We start from the raw sequence: 22,307 nt of genomic DNA on the forward strand, positions 1-22,307 counted from the left end.
TGTTATGAATATTGTTTGTGTCGCTGCCTGTACGGCAGGAATTGCACATACGTATATTGCCCGCGAGAAGTTAATTAAAGGCGCGAAAGCGCTTGGGCATAATATTAAAATTGAAACTCAGGGCACTATCGGTACTGAAAATGAGTTGCTGGCGGAAGATATTTCCGCAGCCGACGTCGTTATTCTTGCGGTCGATGTCAAAATAAAAGGAGAAGAGCGCTTCATTAATAAACGCATCGTGCGAGTTAAAACCGAAATTGTCATTAAATCACCCGTTCAGTTTCTTGAAAAGGTCGAGAAATCATTAGCTAATGCGTGATCCTTATCTGGAGGTCACATGAGTGAAAATAAAGTTCCTGTTTCGCAGGAAATAAAAAGACATCTTTTGACGGGCATCTCGTGGATGATTCCGTTAATTGTGGCAGCGGGCATTTGTATTGCCCTCGGCCAGGTACTCGGCGGCACAAACGTTGGAGAAAAAACGGGCACCATCCCCTGGATGCTCAATCAGATTGGCGGCTGGGGAATGGGATTGATTGTACCCCTGATCAGCGCCGCCATTGCCTACTCCATTGCTGACCGTCCCGGATTCGCACCGGGCCTGATTGTTGGCTTTATCTGCGGACAGATTCATACCGGGTTTATTGGTGGGATGCTGGGTGGTTTCCTGGTGGGTTACACCGTCCTGCTGCTTAAACACTATATTCGCCTGCCGAAATCAATGCAGGGTCTGATGCCTATCATGGTGCTGCCAGTGCTGAGCACCATTATCGGCGGCCTGCTGATGATGACGCTGATCGGCAAACCCATCGCCTGGCTGCAGGAAGCGCTGATCCACATGCTGGAGTCGATGCAGGGTGGTTCACGCTTCCTGATGGGGGCCATCCTCGGTGCAATGGCGACGTTCGACTTCGGCGGCCCGGTGAACAAAACCATGTCGCTGTTCGCCGATGGGCTGCTGGTGAGTGGTGTGTACGGGCCGGAAGCGGTGAAGTTTGTCGGCTCTATCATTCCGCCGTTCGGCATTACCCTCTCGTTCCTGCTGACACGCCACAAATACACCCGCGCTGAACGTGAAGCGCTGAAAGCCGCCTTCCCGATGGGGATCTGCATGATTACCGAAGGAGTTATCCCGATTGCGGCGCGTGACCTGCTGCGCGTGGTCGGCTCCTGTGTGGTGGCCTCGGCTATTGCGGGTGGCCTGATCATGGTGTGGGGCGTGGAAAGCCCGGTGCCGCACGGTGGCATGTTCGTGGTCCCGCTGTTTACCCATCCGCTGCTGTTCTGCCTGGCGCTGGGGATCGGCACGGTTATCTGCGGCGTGATGCTGTCGCTGTGGAAGAAACCGGTGACCGAACGCGACGAAGAGTTTGACGAGCTCAGCGATAAGAAACTGAAAGACGAAGAGATCACCTTCACCCTGGAATAAACGGAGACCCTATGTTTGCCGATATGAAAAGCATGGTGACCAAAGCCTGGTGTGAACACTATGCGTTGCTCGCTATCAACTGTATGAACCTGGAAAGCGCCCGTGCGGCGGTTCGGGTTGCCGAGAAACACCGCGCACCGATCATCCTGAACCTGTATCAGGAGCATCTTGCCCATTTCCCGGCACCGGTTGCCGTGGCGGTGGTAAAAGCGTTGGCCGAGGAGGCCACGGTGCCGGTCACACTGGCGCTGGACCACGGGAAAGATCCCGTGCGTATTCGCCAGGCGTTTCGCGCCGGGTTTAGCGGGCTGATGATTGATGCGTCCGCCTTCCCGCTGGAAGAGAACGTCCGTCAGACCCGCGCGGTGGTTGAGCTGGCTGCCAGCGCCGGGCTGTGTGTGGAGGGGGAGTTAGGCCATCTGGCCGATGCACCGCGCTACGACCACGCCACCAATGCGGATCTGATGACCCAGGCCGCCGACGTCGAGCCGTTTATCCAGCAGACTGGGATTGACCTTCTGGCAGTGTCAGTCGGAACCGCGCACGGCATGTACGCCCCCGGCATCACGCCCGCCATCGATTTTCAACGCCTGGAAGAGGTGGCGCGTAAATCGACGGTGCCCCTGGCATTGCACGGCGGCAGCGGAACCCCGTTTGACCAGATGCAGCGCTGTCCGTCCTTTGGTGTCGCCAAGATCAACGTCGGCGCTGCGGTGTTCGAAGCCGGGAAAGCCGCGCTGCTGCATACCCTGTGTCATGACCATTCTCGCGAACTGGTGGATGTGCTGATGGCCATGGAGCAGGCCAGCGAGGAAGCCATTATCCCGTATCTACAGGCTAGCGGCGCCATCGGCAAAGCCTGATTCATTTTTCTGTAACGCCTTCTATGCCTCTGCAACGATGCACCGGCAGGGCTTGCTACACCCTGAAACTGGAGAATTAACATGTTAATTTCGATGAAAGAGTTACTGAAACCCACCCGCCAACACGGTTTCGCTATTGGTGCGTTCAACGTGGCGGACAGCTGCTTCATTCGCGCGGTGGTGGAAGAAGCGGAAGCCACCAACACGCCTGCAATTATCTCTATCCACCCCAGCGAACACGATTTTGTCGGGGATAGCTTTTTCGGCTATGTCCGCGATATCACCATGCGCAGCCCGGTGCCGTTCACCCTGCACCTGGATCACGGCGCATCGGTCGAGCATGTGCTTCGGGCAATCCAGTGCGGCTTCACCTCGGTAATGATCGACGGCTCGCTACTGCCCTATGAGGAGAACGTGGCGCTGACCAAAGAAGTGGTGCGTCTGGCGCATGCGGTGGGCGTTTCGGTGGAAGGGGAACTGGGCACCATCGGCCAGACGGGCACGTCTGTGGAAGGCGGCGTGTCGGAAGTGACCTATACCGACCCGGCACAGGCAGAGGATTTTATTGCCCGCACCGGGGCAGATACTCTGGCGGTGGCGATCGGGACGGCACACGGTATCTACCCGAAAGGGATGCAGCCGAAGCTGCAAATGAACATTCTGCGCGACATTGCCGGGCGTCTGGATATTCCGCTGGTGCTACACGGAGGTTCGGCCAACCCGGATGTAGAAATCGCCGAGTCCGTGACCCTGGGGGTGGGCAAAATCAATATCTCCAGCGACATGAAGTACGCCTACTTCCAGAAAGTGCGTGAGATCCTTGCCAGAGAAACCTGGTGGGATCCGAACGTGATCTATCCGGATGCGATCAACGCTGCGCGAGATGTGATCCGCCACAAAATGAAGCTGTTTGGATCAACCGGGAAAGCGTCACTCTACTAAGGCCATTGAGGCGGGTTCGCCCGCCTCTTTCGCAATAAGGAAAGAGATATGTACTACCTGGGGCTGGATATCGGCGGCACGAAAATTGCGGCGGTGGTGATGGACGCACAAGGGCAGGAAATAGCCCGTTACCGTTGTCCGACGCAGAAAGCGAGTTATCCGCAGTTTGTGGAATCGGTGGTCGCCTTTATCGACCAGATTAGCCATGACATACAACTGCCGATGATGACGGGGATTGCCCTGCCGGGCAGCGTCTCGCCGCTGAGCGGTCTGATTAAGAACTCTAATATCCAGGTAATTAATGGTCGCGCGTTGCAGACGGATCTCCAGCAGTTGCTGGGGCAGACAATGGTGATGGCAAACGACGGAAACTGTTTCGCTTTGTCGGAAGCCTGTGACGGTGCGGGGCAGCAGCATGAAGTCGTGTTCGGTATCACGCTCGGTACCGGCTGCGGTGGCGGGATAGCCATTCACCGCCAGCCGTTTGTTGGCGCGTGGGGGAATGCCGCCGAGTGCGGACATATCACCCTGCCTGGCTACAGCGAGCAACTCGATGGGCCGCCAGTGCGCTGTTACTGCGGTAAAGATAACTGCGTGGAGTCGTTTGTCTCCGGGACGGGGTTGAGCGAACGCTATCAATGGCTTAACGGACAGCATCTTACGGGCGATGCGATTGTGGCGCTGGCGCAGCAGGGGGAGCCCGATGCCGTGCGGCAGGTAGCGCGGTTTCGCCAGCAGCTTGCTCGCACTCTGGCGACGGTAGTGAATCTTCTCGATCCAGGTGTGATTGTGATTGGCGGCGGGCTGTCGAATGCGGCGTTGCTTATCGCGAACCTGGACACCGAAGTGGCCCACTTCGTTTTTACCGATCATTTCTCCACCCCCATCGTGAAAGCCCATCACGGCGACAGCAGCGGCATGCGTGGCGCTGCCTGGCTTGCCATTCGAACCGGGAGAACAGAATGAAACGTTCACAGATTAACTATGCCATTGATAAAGCTCATGCCATCGCCGAGACGTTCGGGGTGTGCCTGCCGGAGTTTGCATTTTTTACCGCCGATGCCTGGCGAAAGCAGCCGCTGGGGGAGTGGGGCGAAGTACTGGATCTGCAGTTGGGCTGGGATATCACCGATTTTGGCCGGGGTGATTTCGACAAGATTGGCCTGACGCTGCTGACGTTGCGTAACGGCGCGCTGAATTCGAGAGCGTACCCAAAGCCGTATGCCGAAAAGATGCTGCAAATTCAGCAGGAGCAGCAGACGCCGTGGCATTTTCATACCCATAAGATGAAAGACATTCTGAACCGGGGCCGCGGCGATTTGTGTATGCAGCTCGGCTGGGCGACGGATGAGGCGCTGTTTGACGAGCGGCGCATGGTTGAAGTGAGCGTGGACGGGCGGCAACGTACGTTTAAGCCCGGCGAGACGCTGGTGTTAAAACCGGGGCAGGGGGTGTGTCTGCCGCCGCGTTTGTATCACCGTTTCTGGGCCGAGAAAACGCTTGTGCTCGGTTGGGAGATTTCGATGGTGAATGACGATAAGCGCGATAACTATTTCCTCGAACCTGGCGGGCGTTTTCCGACCATTGAGGAGGATGTCCCCGTGAAGTGGTTGTTATGCAAAGAATATGATCGTTTGAATGTGACGTGACACGAACGGTATCTTATGTGGACAGCGCGTTTTCCCCCCTTTCCCTTTTCTGTTTCTTATACTCAAATCCCTGATGTGGTCGTCGGGGATTTTTTTGAGCCTTTTTCCCATCCATGGGAAAAACATGAGTGTAAATGGCTCTTGCGAAGATGGGGCGATGGATGACAGATGGGTAGTGATATGGCACGGCCTGGTTCAGGCTTCAGAATATCGTTGAAGAATATCACCCAGCGAAGCCTCTTGATCAGACGATCTGATCAAGAGATAGCCTACTGGAGGGGAATCTGAAACATTTCGATGCACTCCCGTTTCGCCTCTGCATTTACATCAACGCCGTGAATGTTTATTGTTACGTTATAACATATTTGAGGCGTATCGATGATCCCCGTAACTCTGTTTTCTCTGTCTGGTGCGACCCGGTTGCTGCTGGCCGTCGCGTTATTGCTGGTGCTCTGGCTCCTGACTGATTGGGCGGTCACGTTGCCATGATTGAACTTGACCATTTAGTGGCGGGATATGACCGGCTGGCAATTACCCCTTCGCTCTGCGGCACGCTGGAGCGCGGAAGTATGACCGCTATTGTCGGCGCTAACGGCTGCGGCAAATCGACATTATTAAAAACGCTGGCCGGATTTTTACCTCCGGTGAGCGGCGTGCTGCGCTGGCAACCATCACGCCCGACAATTGGCTGGCTGGCGCAGCGTCACGCGCTGGAATCACAATTTCCGCTTACCGTTCAGGATGTGGTTTGCATGGGCTGTTGGCCGCGTATCTCCCTGTTTCGCGGCCTGAATCGTGATGCGCGTATGCGGGTTGCACAAGGGCTGGAACGCGTGGGCTTAACGGCCATGGCGCGTGAAACCATTGATACGCTCTCCGGAGGGCAATTCCAGCGCATGTTATTTGCCCGCGTCTGGGTACAAAACGCGCCGCTGGTCATGCTGGATGAACCCTTCACTGGCATTGATGAAATTACCTCGCAGATATTGATGGAACAAATCGTTGATATGCATCACGAAGGGCAGACCATTCTGGCGGTGCTACATGATAGTGAACGCGTGGCGCGTTACTTTCCGCAAACCTTGCGCCTTGGCGAAAAAACCGCGCAGTGGGGCGCATCCGCTCAGTCTCAGATGACGGCTGAGGTGTGCAGCGCATGATCTGGCATCTCTTTTTCCAGCCGTTTATTGAATTTGGTTTTATGCGCCGCGCTCTGGTGGTTTGCATGGCGCTTTCGGTTAGCACCACGGCGCTGGGTGTCTTTTTGCTGCTGCGTCGTATGAGCCTGATGGGTGATGCGCTTTCGCACGCCATTTTGCCGGGTGTGGCAGTCGGTTACTTGCTGAACGGCATGTCGCTGCTGGCGATGAGTATTGGTGGTTTCATTGCAGGCATCACCGTGGCGCTGGTCGCTGGCTGGGTCAGCCGCCGTACGCCGCTGAAAGAGGACGCCAGCTTTGCCGGTTTTTATCTCGGCTCGCTGGCGCTGGGCGTCACGCTGGTGTCGTTACGCGGTTCGAACGTTGACCTGTTGCACCTACTGTTTGGTTCGATTCTGGCGGTGGATAGTGATGCGGCGCTGTTTGTCGCGGGTGTCGCCAGCCTGACGCTGATCGTGCTGGCGGTGGGGTATCGCGGGCTGGTCAGCGAAGCGTTCGACAGTGCGTTTTTGCAGGTGAATGCATCCCGCTTGCCGGGATTGCTGCACGGGCTGTTTCTGGCGTTACTGGTATTAAACCTGGTGGCCGGGTTTCAGGTCCTCGGCACGTTGATGGCGGTGGGCGTCATGATGCTGCCCGCAGTGGCGGCGCGCTGTTGGGTGCGCACGCTACCGGCGTTGTTACTGCTGGCGGCGATAACCGGCGCGCTCTGCGCCTGGCTGGGCTTAAGTTTATCGTGGATGGCGGGCCTGCCTGCTGGCCCCGCCATTGTGCTGACCGCCAGCGCGGTGTTCTTTTTTTCCATTTTATTTGGCACGCGCAGCGGGCTGGCTCAAAGCCTGCGTGCGCTTTTAACATAGCAAGGGGAAATGATGAAACGTACAGGGGTGATGCTGGCGCTTGCGCTGGGCTTGATGGCGCAGGGCGCGATGGCAAAAACATTAAATGTGGTGGCCAGTTTTTCTATTCTCGGTGATATCGCACAAGAAGTTGGCGGCGATCATGTAAAGGTGACGGCGCTGGTCGGGCCGGATGGCGATCCGCATACCTTTGAACCCTCGGCAAAAGACAGCGCGCTGCTGAATAAAGCCGATGTAGTGGTGGTTAATGGTTTAGGGCTGGAAGGCTGGCTCGACAGGCTGGTGAAAGCCTCCGGTTTTAAAGGCCAACTGGTGGTGGCTTCAACTGGCGTATCCACGCATACTCTGGAAGAGGATGGTAAAACCGTGACCGATCCTCACGCCTGGAACAGCGCCGCCAACGGTGCGCTGTATGCACAAAATATTCTGGCCGCGCTGGTGAAAGCCGATCCGGCAGATGAAGCCGCGCTTAATGCTTCCGGCCAGCGCTATATCGCCGAGTTAAAACAAATGGATAGCTGGGCGAAAGAGCGCTTCAGCGCTATCCCGCAGGCGAAACGTAAAGTGCTGACCAGCCATGATGCCTTCGGCTATTTCGCCCGTGCCTACAATGTTGAGTTTATGGCGCCGCAGGGGATCTCCTCGGAGAGTGAAGCCAGCGCAGCGCAGGTAGCGTCGTTGATTAAACAGATTAAAGCCGATGGCGTTCACGTCTGGTTTATGGAGAACCAGCTCGATCCGCGTCTGGTAAAACAGATTGCCAGTGCGACCGGCGCGCAGCCGGGCGGTGAACTCTATCCGGAAGCGCTCAGCGCGAAAGGCGGCGTGGCGGATACTTATCAGAAAGCGTTTCGCCATAACGTTGACACCATCGCAAACAGCATGAAATAACTCCCAATAAGCCGGATAAGCGGCAACCGCTTTCCGGCGAATTACCCGGCGGCCGGGTCTGTGGTTAGGGCCGCCATTTTCTCTACCGCGCTTTTTTCGGAAGCCTCCTCGTAAATTCATTAACCCATCCCCATATTTGCCCGGAAAGTGGTATCTTTTCCGCCACGATTTTTGTGCACGGGAGCCATCATGACGGACACTGAATTAATGCAACTGAGTGAGCGTATCGGGCAGGCGTTAAAAGCGCGCGGCGCAACGCTAACGACGGCGGAATCCTGCACAGGTGGCTGGGTTGCAAAGGTCATCACTGACATTGCCGGCAGTTCCGCCTGGTTTGAACGTGGGTTTGTTACCTACAGTAATGAAGCAAAAGCGCAAATGATTGGCGTGCAGCCCGACACGCTGGATGCGCACGGTGCTGTGAGCGAGCCGGTGGTGGTGGAAATGGCGATTGGCGCGCTGAAAGCGGCGCGTGCCGATTATGCTATTTCGATCAGCGGTATCGCCGGGCCGGATGGCGGCAGTGAGGCGAAGCCGGTCGGCACCGTCTGGTTTGGCATTGCCAGCGTCAGTGGGGAAGGGATTACGCGGCGCGAATGCTTTCCTGGCGATCGCGAAGCGGTGCGCAGGCAGGCGACGGCTTATGCGCTGCAAACCCTCTGGCAACATTTTCTACAAAAGACTTGATACTGTATGACCATACAGTATAATTGCGACAACAGAACAGTAATTCACCGCGGGGCGTAACGCGCTTCACTCTGCATGACAGGAGTAATAATGGCTATCGACGAAAACAAACAAAAGGCGCTTGCAGCTGCACTGGGTCAGATCGAAAAGCAATTCGGTAAAGGCTCCATCATGCGTCTGGGTGAAGACCGCTCCATGGATGTGGAAACCATCTCCACCGGTTCGCTCTCGCTGGATATTGCGCTGGGCGCGGGCGGTCTGCCGATGGGGCGTATCGTCGAAATCTACGGGCCGGAATCATCCGGTAAAACCACGCTGACATTGCAGGTGATTGCCGCAGCACAGCGTGAAGGTAAAACCTGTGCGTTTATCGATGCGGAACACGCGCTGGATCCTATCTATGCCCGTAAGCTGGGCGTTGATATCGACAACCTGCTGTGCTCCCAGCCGGACACCGGTGAGCAGGCGCTGGAGATCTGTGATGCGCTGGCGCGCTCCGGCGCAGTTGACGTGCTGGTTGTCGACTCCGTGGCGGCATTAACGCCGAAAGCGGAAATCGAAGGCGAAATCGGTGACTCTCACATGGGCCTCGCGGCACGTATGATGAGCCAGGCGATGCGTAAGCTGGCCGGTAACCTGAAACAGTCCAATACGCTGCTGATCTTTATCAACCAGATCCGTATGAAAATTGGTGTGATGTTCGGTAACCCGGAAACCACCACCGGCGGTAACGCACTGAAGTTCTACGCTTCTGTGCGCCTGGATATTCGCCGTATCGGTGCGGTAAAAGAGGGTGACAACGTTATCGGCAGCGAAACCCGCGTAAAAGTGGTGAAAAACAAAATCGCTGCGCCGTTCAAACAGGCTGAATTCCAGATCCTTTACGGTGAAGGTATCAACTTCTACGGCGAGCTGGTTGACCTTGGCGTGAAAGAGAAGCTGATTGAAAAAGCGGGTGCCTGGTACAGCTACAACGGTGAAAAAATCGGACAGGGTAAAGCGAATGCAACAACCTGGCTGAAAGAGAACCCGGCAACGGCGAAAGAGATCGAGAAAAAAGTGCGCGAGATTCTGCTCAGTAATCAGAATTCCGCTGCGGAATTCTCGGTGGATAGCAACGGCGAAGACGTTGAAGAAACCAACGAAGATTTCTGATAATCTGAACCGCAATCGAGGGCTGCTGATGCAGCCCTTTTGCTTTTCTGCGACCACAGGAATGAGCCATGTCTGACGATACTCCCCGCCGCTCTGCTCTTCCCCGTTTGCGCGATCGGGCGATGCGGATTCTGGCGATGCGCGATCACAGTGAAAAAGAGTTTCGCCGCAAATTGACGGCGCCGGTAATGGGGAAAAACGGCCCGGAGGAACTCGACTGTACGGAAGAAGAGGTGGTGCAGATTGTAGAGTGGTGTCTTGAGCACCATTTTCTCGATGATGCCCGTTTCGTGCGTCAGTTTATCGCCAGCCGGGCGCGCAAAGGCTATGGGCCTGTTCGTATTCGCCAGGAACTGAATCAAAAAGGGATAGCGCGGGAAACGACGGAACAGGCGATGCGCGAATGCGATATCGACTGGGTCGCCAGCGCTCGCGATCAGGCGCTGCGCAAGTATGGAGAACCACTGCCGACAGAGTTTGTCGCGAAAGTAAAAGTGCAACGCTTTTTGCTCTATCGTGGCTTTTTGCAGGAAGATATTCAGGAGATATGGCGAAATTTTGCCGACTGAGCGCATACGGGATTTTACTTCGCACTAAAGAAAACTTATCTTATTCCCACTTTTTCCAGTAACTGGCGCGTCTGCTATGTCATGGCGGCGGCTGGTTACCACATTTCGTTAGCTTGATTTCAGGATAATTATGAGCAAGAGCACCGCTGAGATCCGTCAGGCGTTTCTCGATTTTTTCCATAGCAAAGGACACCAGGTAGTTGCCAGCAGCTCCCTTGTGCCAAATAACGACCCGACTTTGCTGTTTACCAACGCAGGGATGAACCAGTTCAAGGATGTGTTCCTTGGGCTCGACAAACGTAATTATTCCCGCGCCACCACGGCACAGCGTTGTGTCCGTGCCGGTGGTAAACACAATGACCTGGAAAACGTCGGTTACACTGCACGTCATCACACCTTTTTTGAAATGCTGGGCAACTTTAGCTTCGGCGATTACTTCAAACATGATGCTATTCAGTATGCATGGGAACTGCTGACCGGTGAAAACTGGTTCAACCTGCCGAAAGAGCGTCTGTGGGTGACGGTGTACGAAACGGATGATGAAGCCTACGAAATTTGGGAAAAAGAAGTTGGTATCCCGCGTGAGCGTATTATTCGCATCGGTGATAACAAAGGCGCAGCTTACGCGTCTGATAACTTCTGGCAGATGGGCGATACTGGTCCGTGCGGTCCGTGTACCGAGATTTTCTACGATCATGGCGATCACATCTGGGGCGGCCCTCCGGGCAGTCCGGAAGAAGATGGTGACCGTTACATCGAAATCTGGAACATCGTCTTTATGCAGTTTAACCGCCAGGCCGATGGCACCATGGAACCGCTGCCGAAACCGTCAGTGGATACCGGTATGGGCCTGGAGCGTGTGGCAGCCGTACTGCAACATGTGAATTCCAACTATGAAATCGATCTGTTCGTTAAGCTGATCGAAGCCGTAGCGAAAGTGACCGGTGCGACGGATTTGAGCAACAAATCCCTGCGCGTTATCGCGGACCACATTCGTTCCTGTGCTTTCCTTATTGCTGACGGTGTGATCCCATCGAACGAAAACCGCGGCTATGTGCTGCGTCGTATCATCCGTCGTGCTATCCGCCACGGTAACATGCTGGGCGCGAAGGACACCTTCTTCTATAAACTGGTTGCGCCGCTGATCGCTGTGATGGGCTCTGCCGGTGAAGATCTGCAACGCCAGCAGGCGCAGGTTGAACAGGTTCTGAAAACTGAAGAAGAGCAGTTTGCCCGTACTCTGGAGCGCGGTCTGGCGCTGCTGGACGAAGAGCTGGCAAAACTGAAAGGGGATACGCTGGACGGCGAAACAGTCTTCCGTCTGTACGATACCTACGGTTTCCCGATGGATCTGACCGCGGACGTTTGCCGCGAGCGTAACCTGAAAATTGATGAAGCCGGTTTTGAAGCCGCCATGGAAGAGCAGCGCCGCCGCGCACGCGAATCCAGCGGATTTGGCGCAGACTACAACGCGATGATTCGCGTTGATAGCGCGTCGGAATTTAAAGGCTACGATCACCTTGAACTGAACGGCAAAGTGACCGCGCTGTTTGTCGACGGCAAACCGGTGAACGCGATTGCTGCAGGCCAGGAAGCGGTTGTCGTGCTTGATGAAACGCCATTCTATGCAGAATCCGGCGGTCAGGTTGGCGATAAAGGCGAACTGAAAGGCAACGGTTTTACGTTTACCGTGCAGGATACGCAGAAATATGGTCAGGCGATTGGCCACATCGGCAAGCTGGCGACCGGGACCCTGAAAGTGGGTGACGGTGTGAAAGCAGAAGTCGACGAAGCGCGTCGCGCGCGCATCCGCCTGAATCACTCTGCAACGCACCTGATGCACGCTGCGTTGCGTACCGTTCTTGGTACTCACGTCGCGCAGAAAGGTTCGCTGGTGAATGACAAAGCGCTGCGCTTTGACTTCTCTCATTTCGAGGCGATGAAACCGTCTGAGATCCGCGCGGTGGAAGATCTGGTGAACGCGCAGATTCGCCGTAACCTGCCGATCGAAACCAATATCATGGATCTGGAAGCCGCGAAAGCGAATGGCGCGATGGCGCTGTTTGGCGAGAAATACGATGAGCGCGTGCGTGTACTGAGCATGGGCGATTTCTCTACCGAACTGTGCGGTGGTACGCACGCGTCCCGCACCGGTGATATTGGTCTGTTCCGCATTGTGTCTGAATCAGGCACTGCTGCTGGCGTTCGTCGTATCGAAGCGGTTACCGGTGAAGGTGCGATTGCCAGCCTGCATGCGCAGAGCGACCAACTGCACGATATCGCGCAGTTGCTGAAAGGCGATAGCCAGAACCTCAGTGACAAAGTGCGTACCGTTATCGATCGTACGCGTCAGCTGGAAAAAGAGTTGCAGCAGCTTAAAGAGCAGGCAGCAGCGCAGGAGAGCGCGAACCTGTCCGGCAAAGCGATTGAAGTTAACGGCGTGAAACTGCTGGTCAGCGAACTGGCAGGCGTCGAGCCGAAGATGCTGCGTACCATGGTGGACGATCTGAAGAACCAGTTAGGCGCTTCTGTTATTGTTCTCGCCACTGTGGCTGAAGGGAAAGTTTCTCTGATTGCGGGCGTCTCGAAGGATGTGACTGACCGTGTGAAAGCAGGGGATCTGGTTGGTATGGTTGCCCAGCAGGTTGGGGGCAAAGGGGGGGGACGTCCGGACATGGCGCAAGCCGGTGGTACCGACGCGGCTGCGCTTCCCGCTGCTCTTGCCAGTGTTAAAGACTGGGTAAGCGCGAAACTGTCATAACTACAAAGCGAATGCACAGGCCATAATCTTACCGATTATGGCCTTGTTGCCACTACGCTATTGATAACAAGAAAGTCAGGTTGAAGTTGTGTATATCGGCTAAACTTACGTTTAACAGAATGTGATGCCGTGACTGCTTACACTTTACGTGTTTGTCATCGCTTACTTTTTGGCGTTATATGATGGATAATGCCGGGATACAGAGAGACCCGACTCTTTTAATCTTTCAAGGAGCAAAGAATGCTGATTCTGACTCGTCGAGTTGGTGAAACCCTCATGATTGGGGATGAGGTCACTGTGACTGTCTTAGGGGTTAAGGGTAACCAGGTGCGCATTGGCGTTAATGCCCCGAAAGAAGTATCTGTTCACCGTGAAGAGATCTACCAGCGTATCCAGGCTGAAAAATCACAGCAGTCCAACTACTGATGCTATTATGCGTCTCGCGGTTGTACGGCGAGACGCAACACCTCCTCCGGATTTTCCCCTCTCCAGGTTTCCTTTTTATTTCAGCCCGCTGATTTTTTATATCAGGCTCGTATTTTCGTGGCAGGTTTGTTTCTGTTTTTCTCCAGCGAAGCGGCGGAAATTCTGCTGAGAAAACATCCTTTTTGGCCTTTTTACAGGCTAATTGACTGCGAAGTGTGCAAACGATTCAGGGGCTGGAAAAATTGTTTGACTTATAAGTCCCAGAAAGTAATATGTGCGCCACGCAGCGACGATGAGCTCTCAACAAGTTCTTCAAAGCACTCGAAAGAGGCGTGTGGTGAGGTGGCCGAGAGGCTGAAGGCGCTCCCCTGCTAAGGGAGTATGCGGTCAAAAGCTGCATCCGGGGTTCGAATCCCCGCCTCACCGCCATTTTGCATCCGTAGCTCAGCTGGATAGAGTACTCGGCTACGAACCGAGCGGTCGGAGGTTCGAATCCTCCCGGATGCACCATATTTTGAGGGAATGACAGCGAATTTGTTGTTTCCGAAACGGCGGATAAAACCGCATGCACCAGGGTGGATAACGTTGCTTTAGCAACGGCCCGCAGGGCGAGTCGAAAGACGAGTCATCCTCCCGGATGCACCATCTTTGTCAGTGTGGCGAGGAATGCAGCACTGAATCAGCGTAGTAAATAAGTATTCCCGATGCATCCGTAGCTCAGCTGGATAGAGTACTCGGCTACGAACCGAGCGGTCGGAGGTTCGAATCCTCCCGGATGCACCATCTTTGTCAGTGTGGCGAGGAACGCAGCACTGAATCAGCGTAGTAAACAAGTATTCCCGATGCATCCGTAGCTCAGCTGGATAGAGTACTCGGCTACGAACCGAGCGGTCGGAGGTTCGAATCCTCCCGGATGCACCATATTGTGAAGAAGTGACAGCGAGTTTGTCGTTTCCATAACGGTGGATAAAACCGCCTGCACCAGGGTGGATAACGTTGCTTTAGCAACGGCCCGCAGTGCGAGTCGAAAGACGAGTCATCCTCCCGGATGCATCATCTTTGTCAGTGTGGCGAGGAACGCAGCACTGAATCAGCGTAGTAAACAAGTATTCCCGATGCATCCGTAGCTCAGCTGGATAGAGTACTCGGCTACGAACCGAGCGGTCGGAGGTTCGAATCCTCCCGGATGCACCATCTTCTTATAAAATAACAGCCAGCCGGATGTTTCTGGCGTCGCGGATAAAACCGTTGGCACCAGGACGGATAACGTTGCTTTAGCAACGGCCCGCAGGGCGAGTCGAAAGACGAGTCATCCTCCCGGATGCACCATCTCTCTGCAAAATTCCACTCATGTTCTACAAGCTCCACCTCTTCTGAAAAAACATATTCTGCGAACCCCCTTCCAGTAAAGGCATCTCAGCTTTCTCTTGCCAGCAGCGACAAAAAACGCTGTTTACGTTAAAGTAACTGTTTGTTATCCGCTTTGTGAGAACATGATGTACGAACGTTACGCTGGTCTGATTTTTGATATGGATGGCACTATTCTGGACACCGAGCCGACCCACCGTAAAGCCTGGCATGAAGTGCTGGGGCGTTACGGGATGCGTTTTGACGAGCAGTCAATGGTCGGGCTAAACGGCTCACCGACCTGGCGTATCGCGCAGTTCATCATTGAAGCTAATCAGGGCGATCTCGATCCGCATGCGCTGGCGCAGGAGAAAACCGCAGCGGTCAAAGCAATGCTGCTGGATTCAGTGCGCCCTTTGCCATTAATCGAAGTTGTAAAAGAGTGGCACGGCCGTCGTCCCATGTCGGTGGGAACCGGCAGTGAAAGCGCTATTGCAGAAGCGCTATTGGCGCACCTTGGCCTGCGTCACTATTTCAATGCGGTTGTTGCCGCCGATCATGTTAAAAATCACAAACCTGCACCGGATACTTTCCTGCTTTGCGCCCAACAAATGGGCGTGGAGCCGACGCAATGCGTAGTATTTGAAGATGCAGATTTTGGTATCCAGGCAGCGCAGGCCGCCGGTATGGATGCAGTTGATGTACGCTTATTGTGAGTGACAGCCTGTCGCTCCTGTCATTGTTTGCCAGTAGCTTCCTCAGCGCCACGCTGTTGCCCGGCAATTCTGAGGTTGTGCTGATTGCGATGCTGCTCTCTGGTGTCAGTCAGCCCTGGCTGCTCGTAGTAATAGCAACAATGGGTAATAGCCTTGGAGGGCTGACTAACGTTATTCTTGGGCGTTTCTTTCCGCAGCGTAAAACATCGCGCTGGCAGGAAAAAGCGACTCACTGGCTCAGACGTTACGGCGCGGCAGCGCTGCTTCTGAGCTGGATGCCTGTTATAGGCGATGTGCTGTGTCTGCTGGCGGGCTGGATGCGCCTTTCATGGGGACCAGTGCTGTTTTTTTTATGCCTTGGCAAGGCGTTACGCTATATGGCGATAGCCCTGGTAACGCTACAAGGTATGACGTGGTGGCACTAATTGGACTGAGTGAGTGACCTTTAATCGTCAACCATTACAATTATGCTTAATAAAATGATTATTACAGGCGGGAGGTCAACTTGATCCCGGACGTATCACAGGCATTGTCCTGGCTGGAAAAACATCCTCAGGCAGTAAAGGGGATCCAACGCGGTCTTGAACGTGAGACGCTGCGCGTAAACGCAGACGGCTCACTGGCGACCACCGGTCATGCGGCGACGCTCGGCTCTGCCTTAACTCATCAGTGGATCACCACTGATTTTGCGGAAGCACTTCTGGAGTTTATTACGCCGGTCGATAGCGATATCGACCATATGTTGACGATCATGCGCGATATTCATCGCTACACCGCGCGCCAGATTGGTGACGAGCGGATGTGGCCGCTGAGTATGCCGTGCTACATCAAAGATGGTCAGCAGATTGAGCTGGCGCAGTACGGCACCTCCAACATCGGTCGCCTGAAAACGCTCTATCGCGAAGGGTTGAAAAACCGCTATGGCGCGCTGATGCAAACCATTTCCGGCGTGCATTATAACTTCTCGTTGCCGATGGCATTCTGGGAAGCGAAAAGCGGCGGTACCGATAAAGAAACGGTATCCGACGGCTATTTCCGCCTGATCCGTAACTATTACCGTTTTGGCTGGGTGATCCCGTATCTGTTCGGTGCGTCTCCGGCAATCTGTTCGTCGTTCCTGCAAGGGAAACCGACCACGCTGCCGTTTGAGAAAACGCCGAACGGCATGTATTACCTGCCGTATGCCACATCGCTGCGCTTAAGCGATCTGGGCTATACCAATAAATCGCAGAACAATCTGGGCATCACCTTTAACAATCTGCACGATTATGTGGTGGCGCTGAAGCGGGCGATAAAAACGCCTTCGGAAGAGTACGCTAAAATTGGTCTGAAGAAAGACGATAAGTATCTGCAAATCAATACCAATATTTTGCAGATCGAGAACGAACTGTATGCGCCGATTCGCCCGAAACGCGTGACCCGTAGCGGTGAAACACCGTCGGACGCGCTGCTGCGCGGCGGCATTGAATATATTGAAGTGCGCTCGCTGGACATCAACCCCTTCACGGCGATTGGCGTTGACGAGCAGCAGGTTCGTTTCCTCGATCTGTTTATGGTCTGGTGCGTGCTGGCCGATGCGCCGGAGATGAGCAGCGACGAACTGCTGTGTACGCGTACAAACTGGAATCGCGTGATTCTTGAAGGCCGTAAACCTGGGCTGACGCTGGGTATTGGCTGTGAAACCGCGCAATTCCCGCTGGCGAACGTCGGCAAGGATCTGTTCCGGGATTTGAAACGAGTGGCGCAGACGCTCGATGGCGTGTACGGTGGCAACGAATACGAACAGGTGTGTGAACAACTGGTCGCCAGCTTCGACGATCCGGAGCTTACCTTCTCGGCGCGCATCCTGCGTTCGATGATCGATAACGGAATTGGCGGCACCGGCAAAGCGCTGGGCGATCAGTATCGTTCACAGCTTCGCGAAGAGCCGCTGGAAATCCTGCATGAGGAAGATTTTATCGCCGAGTGCAAAGCATCGCTGGCGCGTCAGGCAGAGGTTGAAGCCCGGGATACCGAGTCATTTGAAGCGTTACTCGCGCGTCACGCCTGACAGAAAAGAAAAAGGCCACATCGCTGTGGCCAAAATTTCATCTCTGAAAATCAGGGATGATGATAACAAATGCGCGTCTTTCATATACTCAGACTCGCATGAAAAAGAAGAGTTCATTTTTATTTAAAAAAAATCACTGTCGGAGGTGACTAAATGCCATTGTTGGATAGCTTCACTGTCGATCATACCCGTATGGAAGCCCCTGCTGTCCGTGTAGCCAAGACCATGGACACGCCGCATGGCGACACCATCACCGTATTCGACCTGCGTTTCTGCGTGCCTAACAAAGAAGTCATGCCGGAAAAAGGGATCCACACGCTTGAGCATCTGTTTGCTGGTTTCATGCGTAACCACCTCAACGGAAACGGCGTTGAGATCATCGATATTTCGCCGATGGGTTGTCGCACGGGCTTCTACATGAGCCTGATTGGCACGCCGGATGAGCAGCGCGTTGCGGATGCGTGGAAAGCGGCGATGGCCGATGTGCTGAAGGTGAAAGAACAGAGCCAGATCCCGGAACTGAACGTCTACCAGTGCGGCACCTATACCATGCACTCGCTGGAAGAAGCGCAGGAAATCGCTCGTCACATTCTCGACCGCGATGTCCGCGTTAACAGCAACGAAGAGCTGGCCCTGCCGAAAGAAAAATTGCAGGAACTGCACATCTAGTGCTGTCATTGTAGCGCCCGGTAGCTCGCTTACCGGGCCTGCTCTCTCGCCACCCAGCGGCAACCCGATGACGACCACTTTAACCTTCTCCTTTACGCACCGCCCTCTGCATCCCTTCGCCCATGATTATCAGCACGGCGACAGCGAACCGTGGCATCAGCACGACTGCGCGCAGCTATTGCATAGCCTGAGCGGCGTGGTACGCGTGGATACCGCTGCCGGGTGCTGGGTCGTTCCGCCTGGTCGCGGCGTGTGGTTACCCGCCGGAACACAGCATGCTATCCGCATTACCGGTAGCGTCGCAGCCCGCACGCTGTTTATCGATCCGCTGGCTCGCGCCGATCTGCCTGCGTCCTGCCAAATCGTGCAGATCACGCCGCTGCTGCGCGAACTCATCGTCGCTGCGTTCGATCTGGCCCAGGAGTATGCGCCCGGCAGCCGTGATGAACGCATCTATGAACTGATTCTGGATGAAATCCGCGCCATGCCGGTGCTGCCATTTCACCTGCCGGAGCCGCAAAGCGCAGCGTTGCGCCAGCTCTGCGAACAGATCCGCGCCGAACCGGGATTAAGCTGGAGCAGTGCGCAGTCAGCCAGCCTGACGAACATGAGCGAGCGCACGCTGAACCGGCATTTTCAGCAGCAAACGGGGCTAAGTTACGGCGAATGGGTGCGACGCGCCCGTTTATTGGCGGCGCTGTTGCGCCTGGCGCAAGGGCAGTCGGTACTGCGCGTGGCGTTGGATCTGGGATACGGCAGCCACAGCGCTTTTACGGCGATGTTCCGCCGGGTGATGGGCGTCTCACCCAGCGATTACTTCCGCCGAACCTTCTCTTTAGCCCACCGCGTTCAGCAACGCCTGTAATGAGGCGCGCGCGACATCATTATCAATCCCCACACCCCAGCGGCTGCTGCCATCCTGGTACAGGCAGCGAATATACGCCACTGAACGGCTGTCGCTGCGCGCGCCAAGCGTATGCTCGTGGTAATCCTTGATGACAAACGGTGTGCCCAGCCATGGCGTGATGGCGTTGACGGCCGCCGAAAGCAAGCCATTGCCGCTGCCGGTCAGCTCGCGCGTTTTACCTTCCCGCATGACCGTCGCCGTCAGGCGTAACTGACCATCCTGCTGGCTGTCGCTGCGATAGCGTTGCAGCGCCAGCGGCGGCGAAGGTATAAGACCGTAGCGATTGCGGAACAGTTGCCACAGCGCATTTTGCGTCATCTCTTTGCCGTGTTTATCCGTCTCCTGCTGCACATGCTGGCTAAAATCCTGTTGCAGGGCGCGTGGCAGTTTCAGGCCATGGTTCTGTTCAATCAGCCAGGCGCTACCGCTTTTTCCGGACTGGCTGTTCACACGGATCACCGCTTCATAACTACAGCCAATATCCTGCGGATCGACCGGCAGGTAGGGCATCTCCCAGCGGCTGCCCGCTTTACGGGCATCGAACCCTTTTTTGATCGCATCCTGGTGTGAGCCGGAAAACGCAGTATAGGCCAGGCTGCCAGCCCACGGATGACGCGGGTGTACCGGCAGTTGGTTACAGCTTTCCACCACTTCCACCACGCGCTGCATATCGCTGAAATCGAGTTGCGGGCTGATCCCCTGGCTGTAGAGATTCATCGCCAGTGTTACCAGACAGACATTACCGGTACGCTCACCGTTACCAAACAGACAGCCTTCAACGCGATCGGCTCCGGCCATCACCGCCAGTTCTGCGCACGCAATGCCGGTACCGCGATCGTTATGCGGATGCACACTAATGCACACGTCGCTACGGCGGCTGAAGTGGCGGCAGAAATGTTCAATCTGATCGGCATAAACATTCGGCGTACTGACTTCAACGGTCGCCGGCAGGTTAATGATCATCGGGCGTTCGGCGCATGGTTGCCAGACATCGGCCACCGCTTCGCAAATCTCCAGCGCGAAATCGGCTTCGGTAAAGCAAAACGTCTCCGGCGAGTATTCATACTGCCAGCGTGTTTGCGGATTCTCTTCGCACAGCCGGCGAATCAGCTGCGTGGAGCGCGTCGCCAGCTCGACAATTTGCGCTTTCTCCATGCCAAATACCAGGCGGCGAAACAGCGGTGCCGTGGCGTTGTACAAATGAATTGTCGCCTGTCTGGCTCCGTGCAGCGAAGCAAAGGTTCGGTGAATTAAATCCTCCCGCGCCTGGGTTAATACCTGAATCGTCACATCATCGGGAATGCGCTGCTCTTCAATCAACTGGCGAACAAAGTTGAAATCCGTTTGCGAGGCCGAAGGGAAAGCTACCTCAATCTCTTTAAAGCCGCACGCCAGCAGCAGTTCCCAGAATTGCAGCTTGCGTGCGCTGTCCATCGGTTCCGCCAGCGCCTGGTTACCGTCGCGCAGATCGGTGGAAAGCCAGCGCGGCGCATGGGTAATGCGCTGTTCCGGCCAGCGGCGATCGGGCAGGGCGAAAGGGATAAACGGGGAATATTTTTCTGCGGGGTTTTTCAGCATGTGATGCGCTCCTGTTGTCTTTTCACCATCGTGAAGCGATTTCAGGAGCGCTGCTTTATCGGAACTGACAACCACTGTCGCGTTCTGGACAAGGAGCGGTAAAAATCAGTGCGCGCCGCCTCCGCCGCCACCGGCGCCGAAAGGGGGTTTGGCAAACCACACCAGGCTGAGCAGGATCAGGAATATGCCCGCCGAGAACCAGAAAATCTCATTGGCGGAAATGATCAGCCCCTGGTTAGTGATCTGCTGCGCTATCCAGCCGGACGCCTGCTGTTGCGACATCCCCATGCCTTGCAGTTGGTTATACATCTCCTGCGCATTGGGGTTGTACGGGGTGACCGACTCGGTGAGCTGCGCGTGGTGCAGCGATTCCCGGTTAGTCCACAATGTGGTGGTGATCGATGTCCCAATCGAACCGGCCAGCGTACGGGTGAAGTTCGACAGGCTGGACGCCGCCGCCAGTCGCTCAGGCGGCAGGCCGGAGAGCGTAATGGTAGTGAGCGGCATAAAGAAACAGGCCACGGCGAAACCCTGAATAAACTGCGGCCACGCAGAAGCGCCAAAATCCATTCCCGGTTCGAAGGTGTACGCACGCCAGTAGAAGCAGACCGCATACATAATAAAGCTGAAGGTCACCAGACGGCGCATATCCAGCTTATGGGCGAAGCGGCCAATAATTGGCGACAGCAGTACCGGGATTACCCCGACAGGCGCGGAGGCCAGGCCCGCCCACGTTGCCGTATAGCCATAGACTTCCTGCAATAGCTGCGGCAGCAGAACAATCGCGCCGAAGTAGAGCATATAAGCAAGGCTGATACAGAGGCAGCCGATGGTAAAGTTACGCGACTTAAACAGCGACAGATCGACTATCGGGTTTTCATCGGTCAACTCCCAGACCACCAGGAAGCTGATCGACACCACGGCGACAATCGTCAGCACGATGATCTCCGTCGAGTTAAACCAGTCCAGCTCTTTGCCCTGATCGAGCATTACCTGCAAACTGCCGATACCGATAATCAGCAGCGCCAGACCAATACCGTCAATGCGTCGCTGTTCGGTTCGCGTCTCACGGCCGCGCAGGCTTTGCAGCGTCAGCAACACCACCAGCGCGCCGATCGGCACGTTGATAAAGAAGATCCAGCCCCAGTGGTAGTTATCGCTGATATAACCGCCAAGGATCGGCCCGCAAATCGGCGCGACGATCACCGTCATTGACCACAGCGCCAGCGCGACGGAGCGTTTAGCGGGCGGGTAGTTGCTCAGCAACAAACTCTGGGAGAGCGGGATCAACGGCCCGGCGACAATCCCCTGGATCACGCGGAAGAAGATCAGCATCGTCAGGCTGTTGGAGACGCCACACGCCCAGGAGGCGATAGCGAAGGCCACCGTTGACCACAGGAACAGCTTTACTTCCCCGACACGCTTTGCCAGCCAGCCGGTGATCGGAATCGAGATGGCGTTTGCTACCCCGAAAGAGGTGATCACCCATGTCCCCTGGCTCAGTGACGAGCCAAGGTTGCCAGCGATCGTGGGAATCGCCACGTTAGCGATGGTGGAGTCCAGCACCTGCATGAAGGTCGCAAGCGACAGCGCAATGGTCATAATGACCAGTTGCGCGCCTTCCAGCGGTTTCTGTTGCATTGCACTC

At 55.4% G+C, this 22,307-nt stretch carries 21 protein-coding genes and 5 tRNA genes; 24 read left to right on the plus strand and 2 right to left on the minus strand.

The annotated features are described in order from the left end of the window. Positions 1–4: 4 nt before the first annotated feature. The 24 genes from CWM66_RS22070 (at position 5) to CWM66_RS22185 (ending at position 19,039) form a co-directional block, all read left to right on the plus strand. Complete coding sequence (locus tag CWM66_RS22070; protein ID WP_007370548.1) at positions 5–319, plus strand: PTS fructose transporter subunit IIB; 315 nt, start codon at positions 5–7, stop codon at positions 317–319. 18 nt (positions 320–337) lie between these two features. Further along, the gene (locus tag CWM66_RS22075) at positions 338–1,429 is read left to right on the plus strand and encodes a PTS fructose transporter subunit IIC (RefSeq protein ID WP_007370549.1); all 1,092 of its coding nucleotides are present in this window, start codon (positions 338–340) and stop codon (positions 1,427–1,429) included. 11 nt (positions 1,430–1,440) lie between these two features. Next, the gene (locus CWM66_RS22080) at positions 1,441–2,292 is read left to right on the plus strand and encodes a class II fructose-bisphosphate aldolase (protein WP_007370550.1); all 852 of its coding nucleotides are present in this window, start codon (positions 1,441–1,443) and stop codon (positions 2,290–2,292) included. An 81-nt stretch (positions 2,293–2,373) separates the two neighbouring features. Next, a complete protein-coding gene (locus tag CWM66_RS22085; RefSeq protein ID WP_007370551.1) occupies positions 2,374–3,234 on the plus strand; it encodes a ketose-bisphosphate aldolase in 861 nt (286 codons plus the stop codon). 48 nt (positions 3,235–3,282) lie between these two features. Further along, positions 3,283–4,200 carry an ROK family protein gene (locus CWM66_RS22090; RefSeq protein WP_072439158.1) on the plus strand — a complete coding sequence of 306 codons (918 nt, stop codon included), beginning with the start codon at positions 3,283–3,285 and terminating at the stop codon, positions 4,198–4,200. After that, positions 4,197–4,883, plus strand: coding sequence for a D-lyxose/D-mannose family sugar isomerase (locus CWM66_RS22095; protein WP_079517467.1), 687 nt, complete (start codon positions 4,197–4,199; stop codon positions 4,881–4,883). Before CWM66_RS22090 ends, CWM66_RS22095 begins: the two co-directional genes overlap by 4 nt. A 485-nt stretch (positions 4,884–5,368) precedes the next feature. Next, positions 5,369–6,043: a metal ABC transporter ATP-binding protein gene (locus CWM66_RS22100; RefSeq protein WP_071921280.1), complete on the plus strand. Its 675-nt coding sequence runs from the start codon at positions 5,369–5,371 to the stop codon at positions 6,041–6,043. After that, entirely contained in the window at positions 6,040–6,903 is an 864-nt protein-coding gene (locus tag CWM66_RS22105; protein ID WP_007370555.1) for a metal ABC transporter permease, read from the plus strand. Before CWM66_RS22100 ends, CWM66_RS22105 begins: the two co-directional genes overlap by 4 nt. 12 nt (positions 6,904–6,915) lie before the next feature. Then, a complete protein-coding gene (locus CWM66_RS22110) occupies positions 6,916–7,794 on the plus strand; it encodes a metal ABC transporter substrate-binding protein (protein ID WP_007370556.1) in 879 nt (292 codons plus the stop codon). A 189-nt stretch (positions 7,795–7,983) separates the two neighbouring features. Next, positions 7,984–8,481, plus strand: a complete 498-nt coding sequence (gene pncC, locus CWM66_RS22115) for a nicotinamide-nucleotide amidase (RefSeq protein WP_007370557.1) — start codon at positions 7,984–7,986, stop codon at positions 8,479–8,481. Between the two features lie 90 nt (positions 8,482–8,571). Next, positions 8,572–9,636: a recombinase RecA gene (recA, locus tag CWM66_RS22120; RefSeq protein ID WP_007370558.1), complete on the plus strand. Its 1,065-nt coding sequence runs from the start codon at positions 8,572–8,574 to the stop codon at positions 9,634–9,636. Between the two features lie 68 nt (positions 9,637–9,704). Next, positions 9,705–10,205, plus strand: a complete 501-nt coding sequence (gene recX, locus CWM66_RS22125) for a recombination regulator RecX (protein ID WP_007370559.1) — start codon at positions 9,705–9,707, stop codon at positions 10,203–10,205. A 130-nt stretch (positions 10,206–10,335) separates the two neighbouring features. Next, positions 10,336–12,966 carry an alanine--tRNA ligase gene (gene alaS, locus CWM66_RS22130; RefSeq protein ID WP_035942094.1) on the plus strand — a complete coding sequence of 877 codons (2,631 nt, stop codon included), beginning with the start codon at positions 10,336–10,338 and terminating at the stop codon, positions 12,964–12,966. Between the two features lie 240 nt (positions 12,967–13,206). Next, a complete protein-coding gene (gene csrA / locus CWM66_RS22135; protein WP_007370562.1) occupies positions 13,207–13,392 on the plus strand; it encodes a carbon storage regulator CsrA in 186 nt (61 codons plus the stop codon). Between the two features lie 336 nt (positions 13,393–13,728). Next, positions 13,729–13,821: transfer RNA gene (locus tag CWM66_RS22140), tRNA-Ser, on the plus strand. 4 nt (positions 13,822–13,825) lie between these two features. Beyond that, positions 13,826–13,902 (plus strand) — tRNA-Arg (locus CWM66_RS22145). A 196-nt stretch (positions 13,903–14,098) separates the two neighbouring features. Next, positions 14,099–14,175, plus strand: a tRNA-Arg gene (locus CWM66_RS22150). Between the two features lie 61 nt (positions 14,176–14,236). Further along, positions 14,237–14,313 (plus strand) — tRNA-Arg (locus CWM66_RS22155). 196 nt (positions 14,314–14,509) lie between these two features. Continuing rightward, positions 14,510–14,586, plus strand: a tRNA-Arg gene (locus CWM66_RS22160). A 302-nt stretch (positions 14,587–14,888) separates the two neighbouring features. Beyond that, positions 14,889–15,455 (plus strand): fructose-1-phosphate/6-phosphogluconate phosphatase, encoded by a 567-nt coding sequence (yqaB, locus tag CWM66_RS22165; protein ID WP_007370563.1) that lies wholly within the window; start codon positions 14,889–14,891, stop codon positions 15,453–15,455. After that, the gene (locus tag CWM66_RS22170) at positions 15,452–15,880 is read left to right on the plus strand and encodes a YqaA family protein (RefSeq protein ID WP_007370564.1); all 429 of its coding nucleotides are present in this window, start codon (positions 15,452–15,454) and stop codon (positions 15,878–15,880) included. Before yqaB ends, CWM66_RS22170 begins: the two co-directional genes overlap by 4 nt. 80 nt (positions 15,881–15,960) lie before the next feature. Then, a complete protein-coding gene (gene gshA, locus CWM66_RS22175) occupies positions 15,961–17,505 on the plus strand; it encodes a glutamate--cysteine ligase (protein ID WP_007370565.1) in 1,545 nt (514 codons plus the stop codon). A gap of 153 nt (positions 17,506–17,658) precedes the next feature. After that, complete coding sequence (gene luxS / locus CWM66_RS22180; RefSeq protein ID WP_007370566.1) at positions 17,659–18,174, plus strand: S-ribosylhomocysteine lyase; 516 nt, start codon at positions 17,659–17,661, stop codon at positions 18,172–18,174. A 67-nt stretch (positions 18,175–18,241) separates the two neighbouring features. Beyond that, a complete protein-coding gene (locus CWM66_RS22185; RefSeq protein ID WP_079517470.1) occupies positions 18,242–19,039 on the plus strand; it encodes a helix-turn-helix domain-containing protein in 798 nt (265 codons plus the stop codon). Here CWM66_RS22185 and leuA read toward each other — a convergent pair. Both leuA and emrB read right to left on the minus strand, forming a co-directional pair. Beyond that, positions 19,010–20,659 (minus strand): 2-isopropylmalate synthase, encoded by a 1,650-nt coding sequence (gene leuA, locus CWM66_RS22190; RefSeq protein ID WP_107147306.1) that lies wholly within the window; start codon positions 20,657–20,659, stop codon positions 19,010–19,012. The genes CWM66_RS22185 and leuA overlap by 30 nt on opposite strands. A gap of 105 nt (positions 20,660–20,764) precedes the next feature. Next, positions 20,765–22,300, minus strand: coding sequence for a multidrug efflux MFS transporter permease subunit EmrB (gene emrB, locus CWM66_RS22195; RefSeq protein WP_007370569.1), 1,536 nt, complete (start codon positions 22,298–22,300; stop codon positions 20,765–20,767). Between the last annotated feature and the right edge of the window lie 7 nt (positions 22,301–22,307).

This window comes from Kosakonia sp. H7A (assembly GCF_003028445.1).
Classification (GTDB): Bacteria; Pseudomonadota; Gammaproteobacteria; order Enterobacterales; family Enterobacteriaceae; genus Kosakonia; species Kosakonia radicincitans.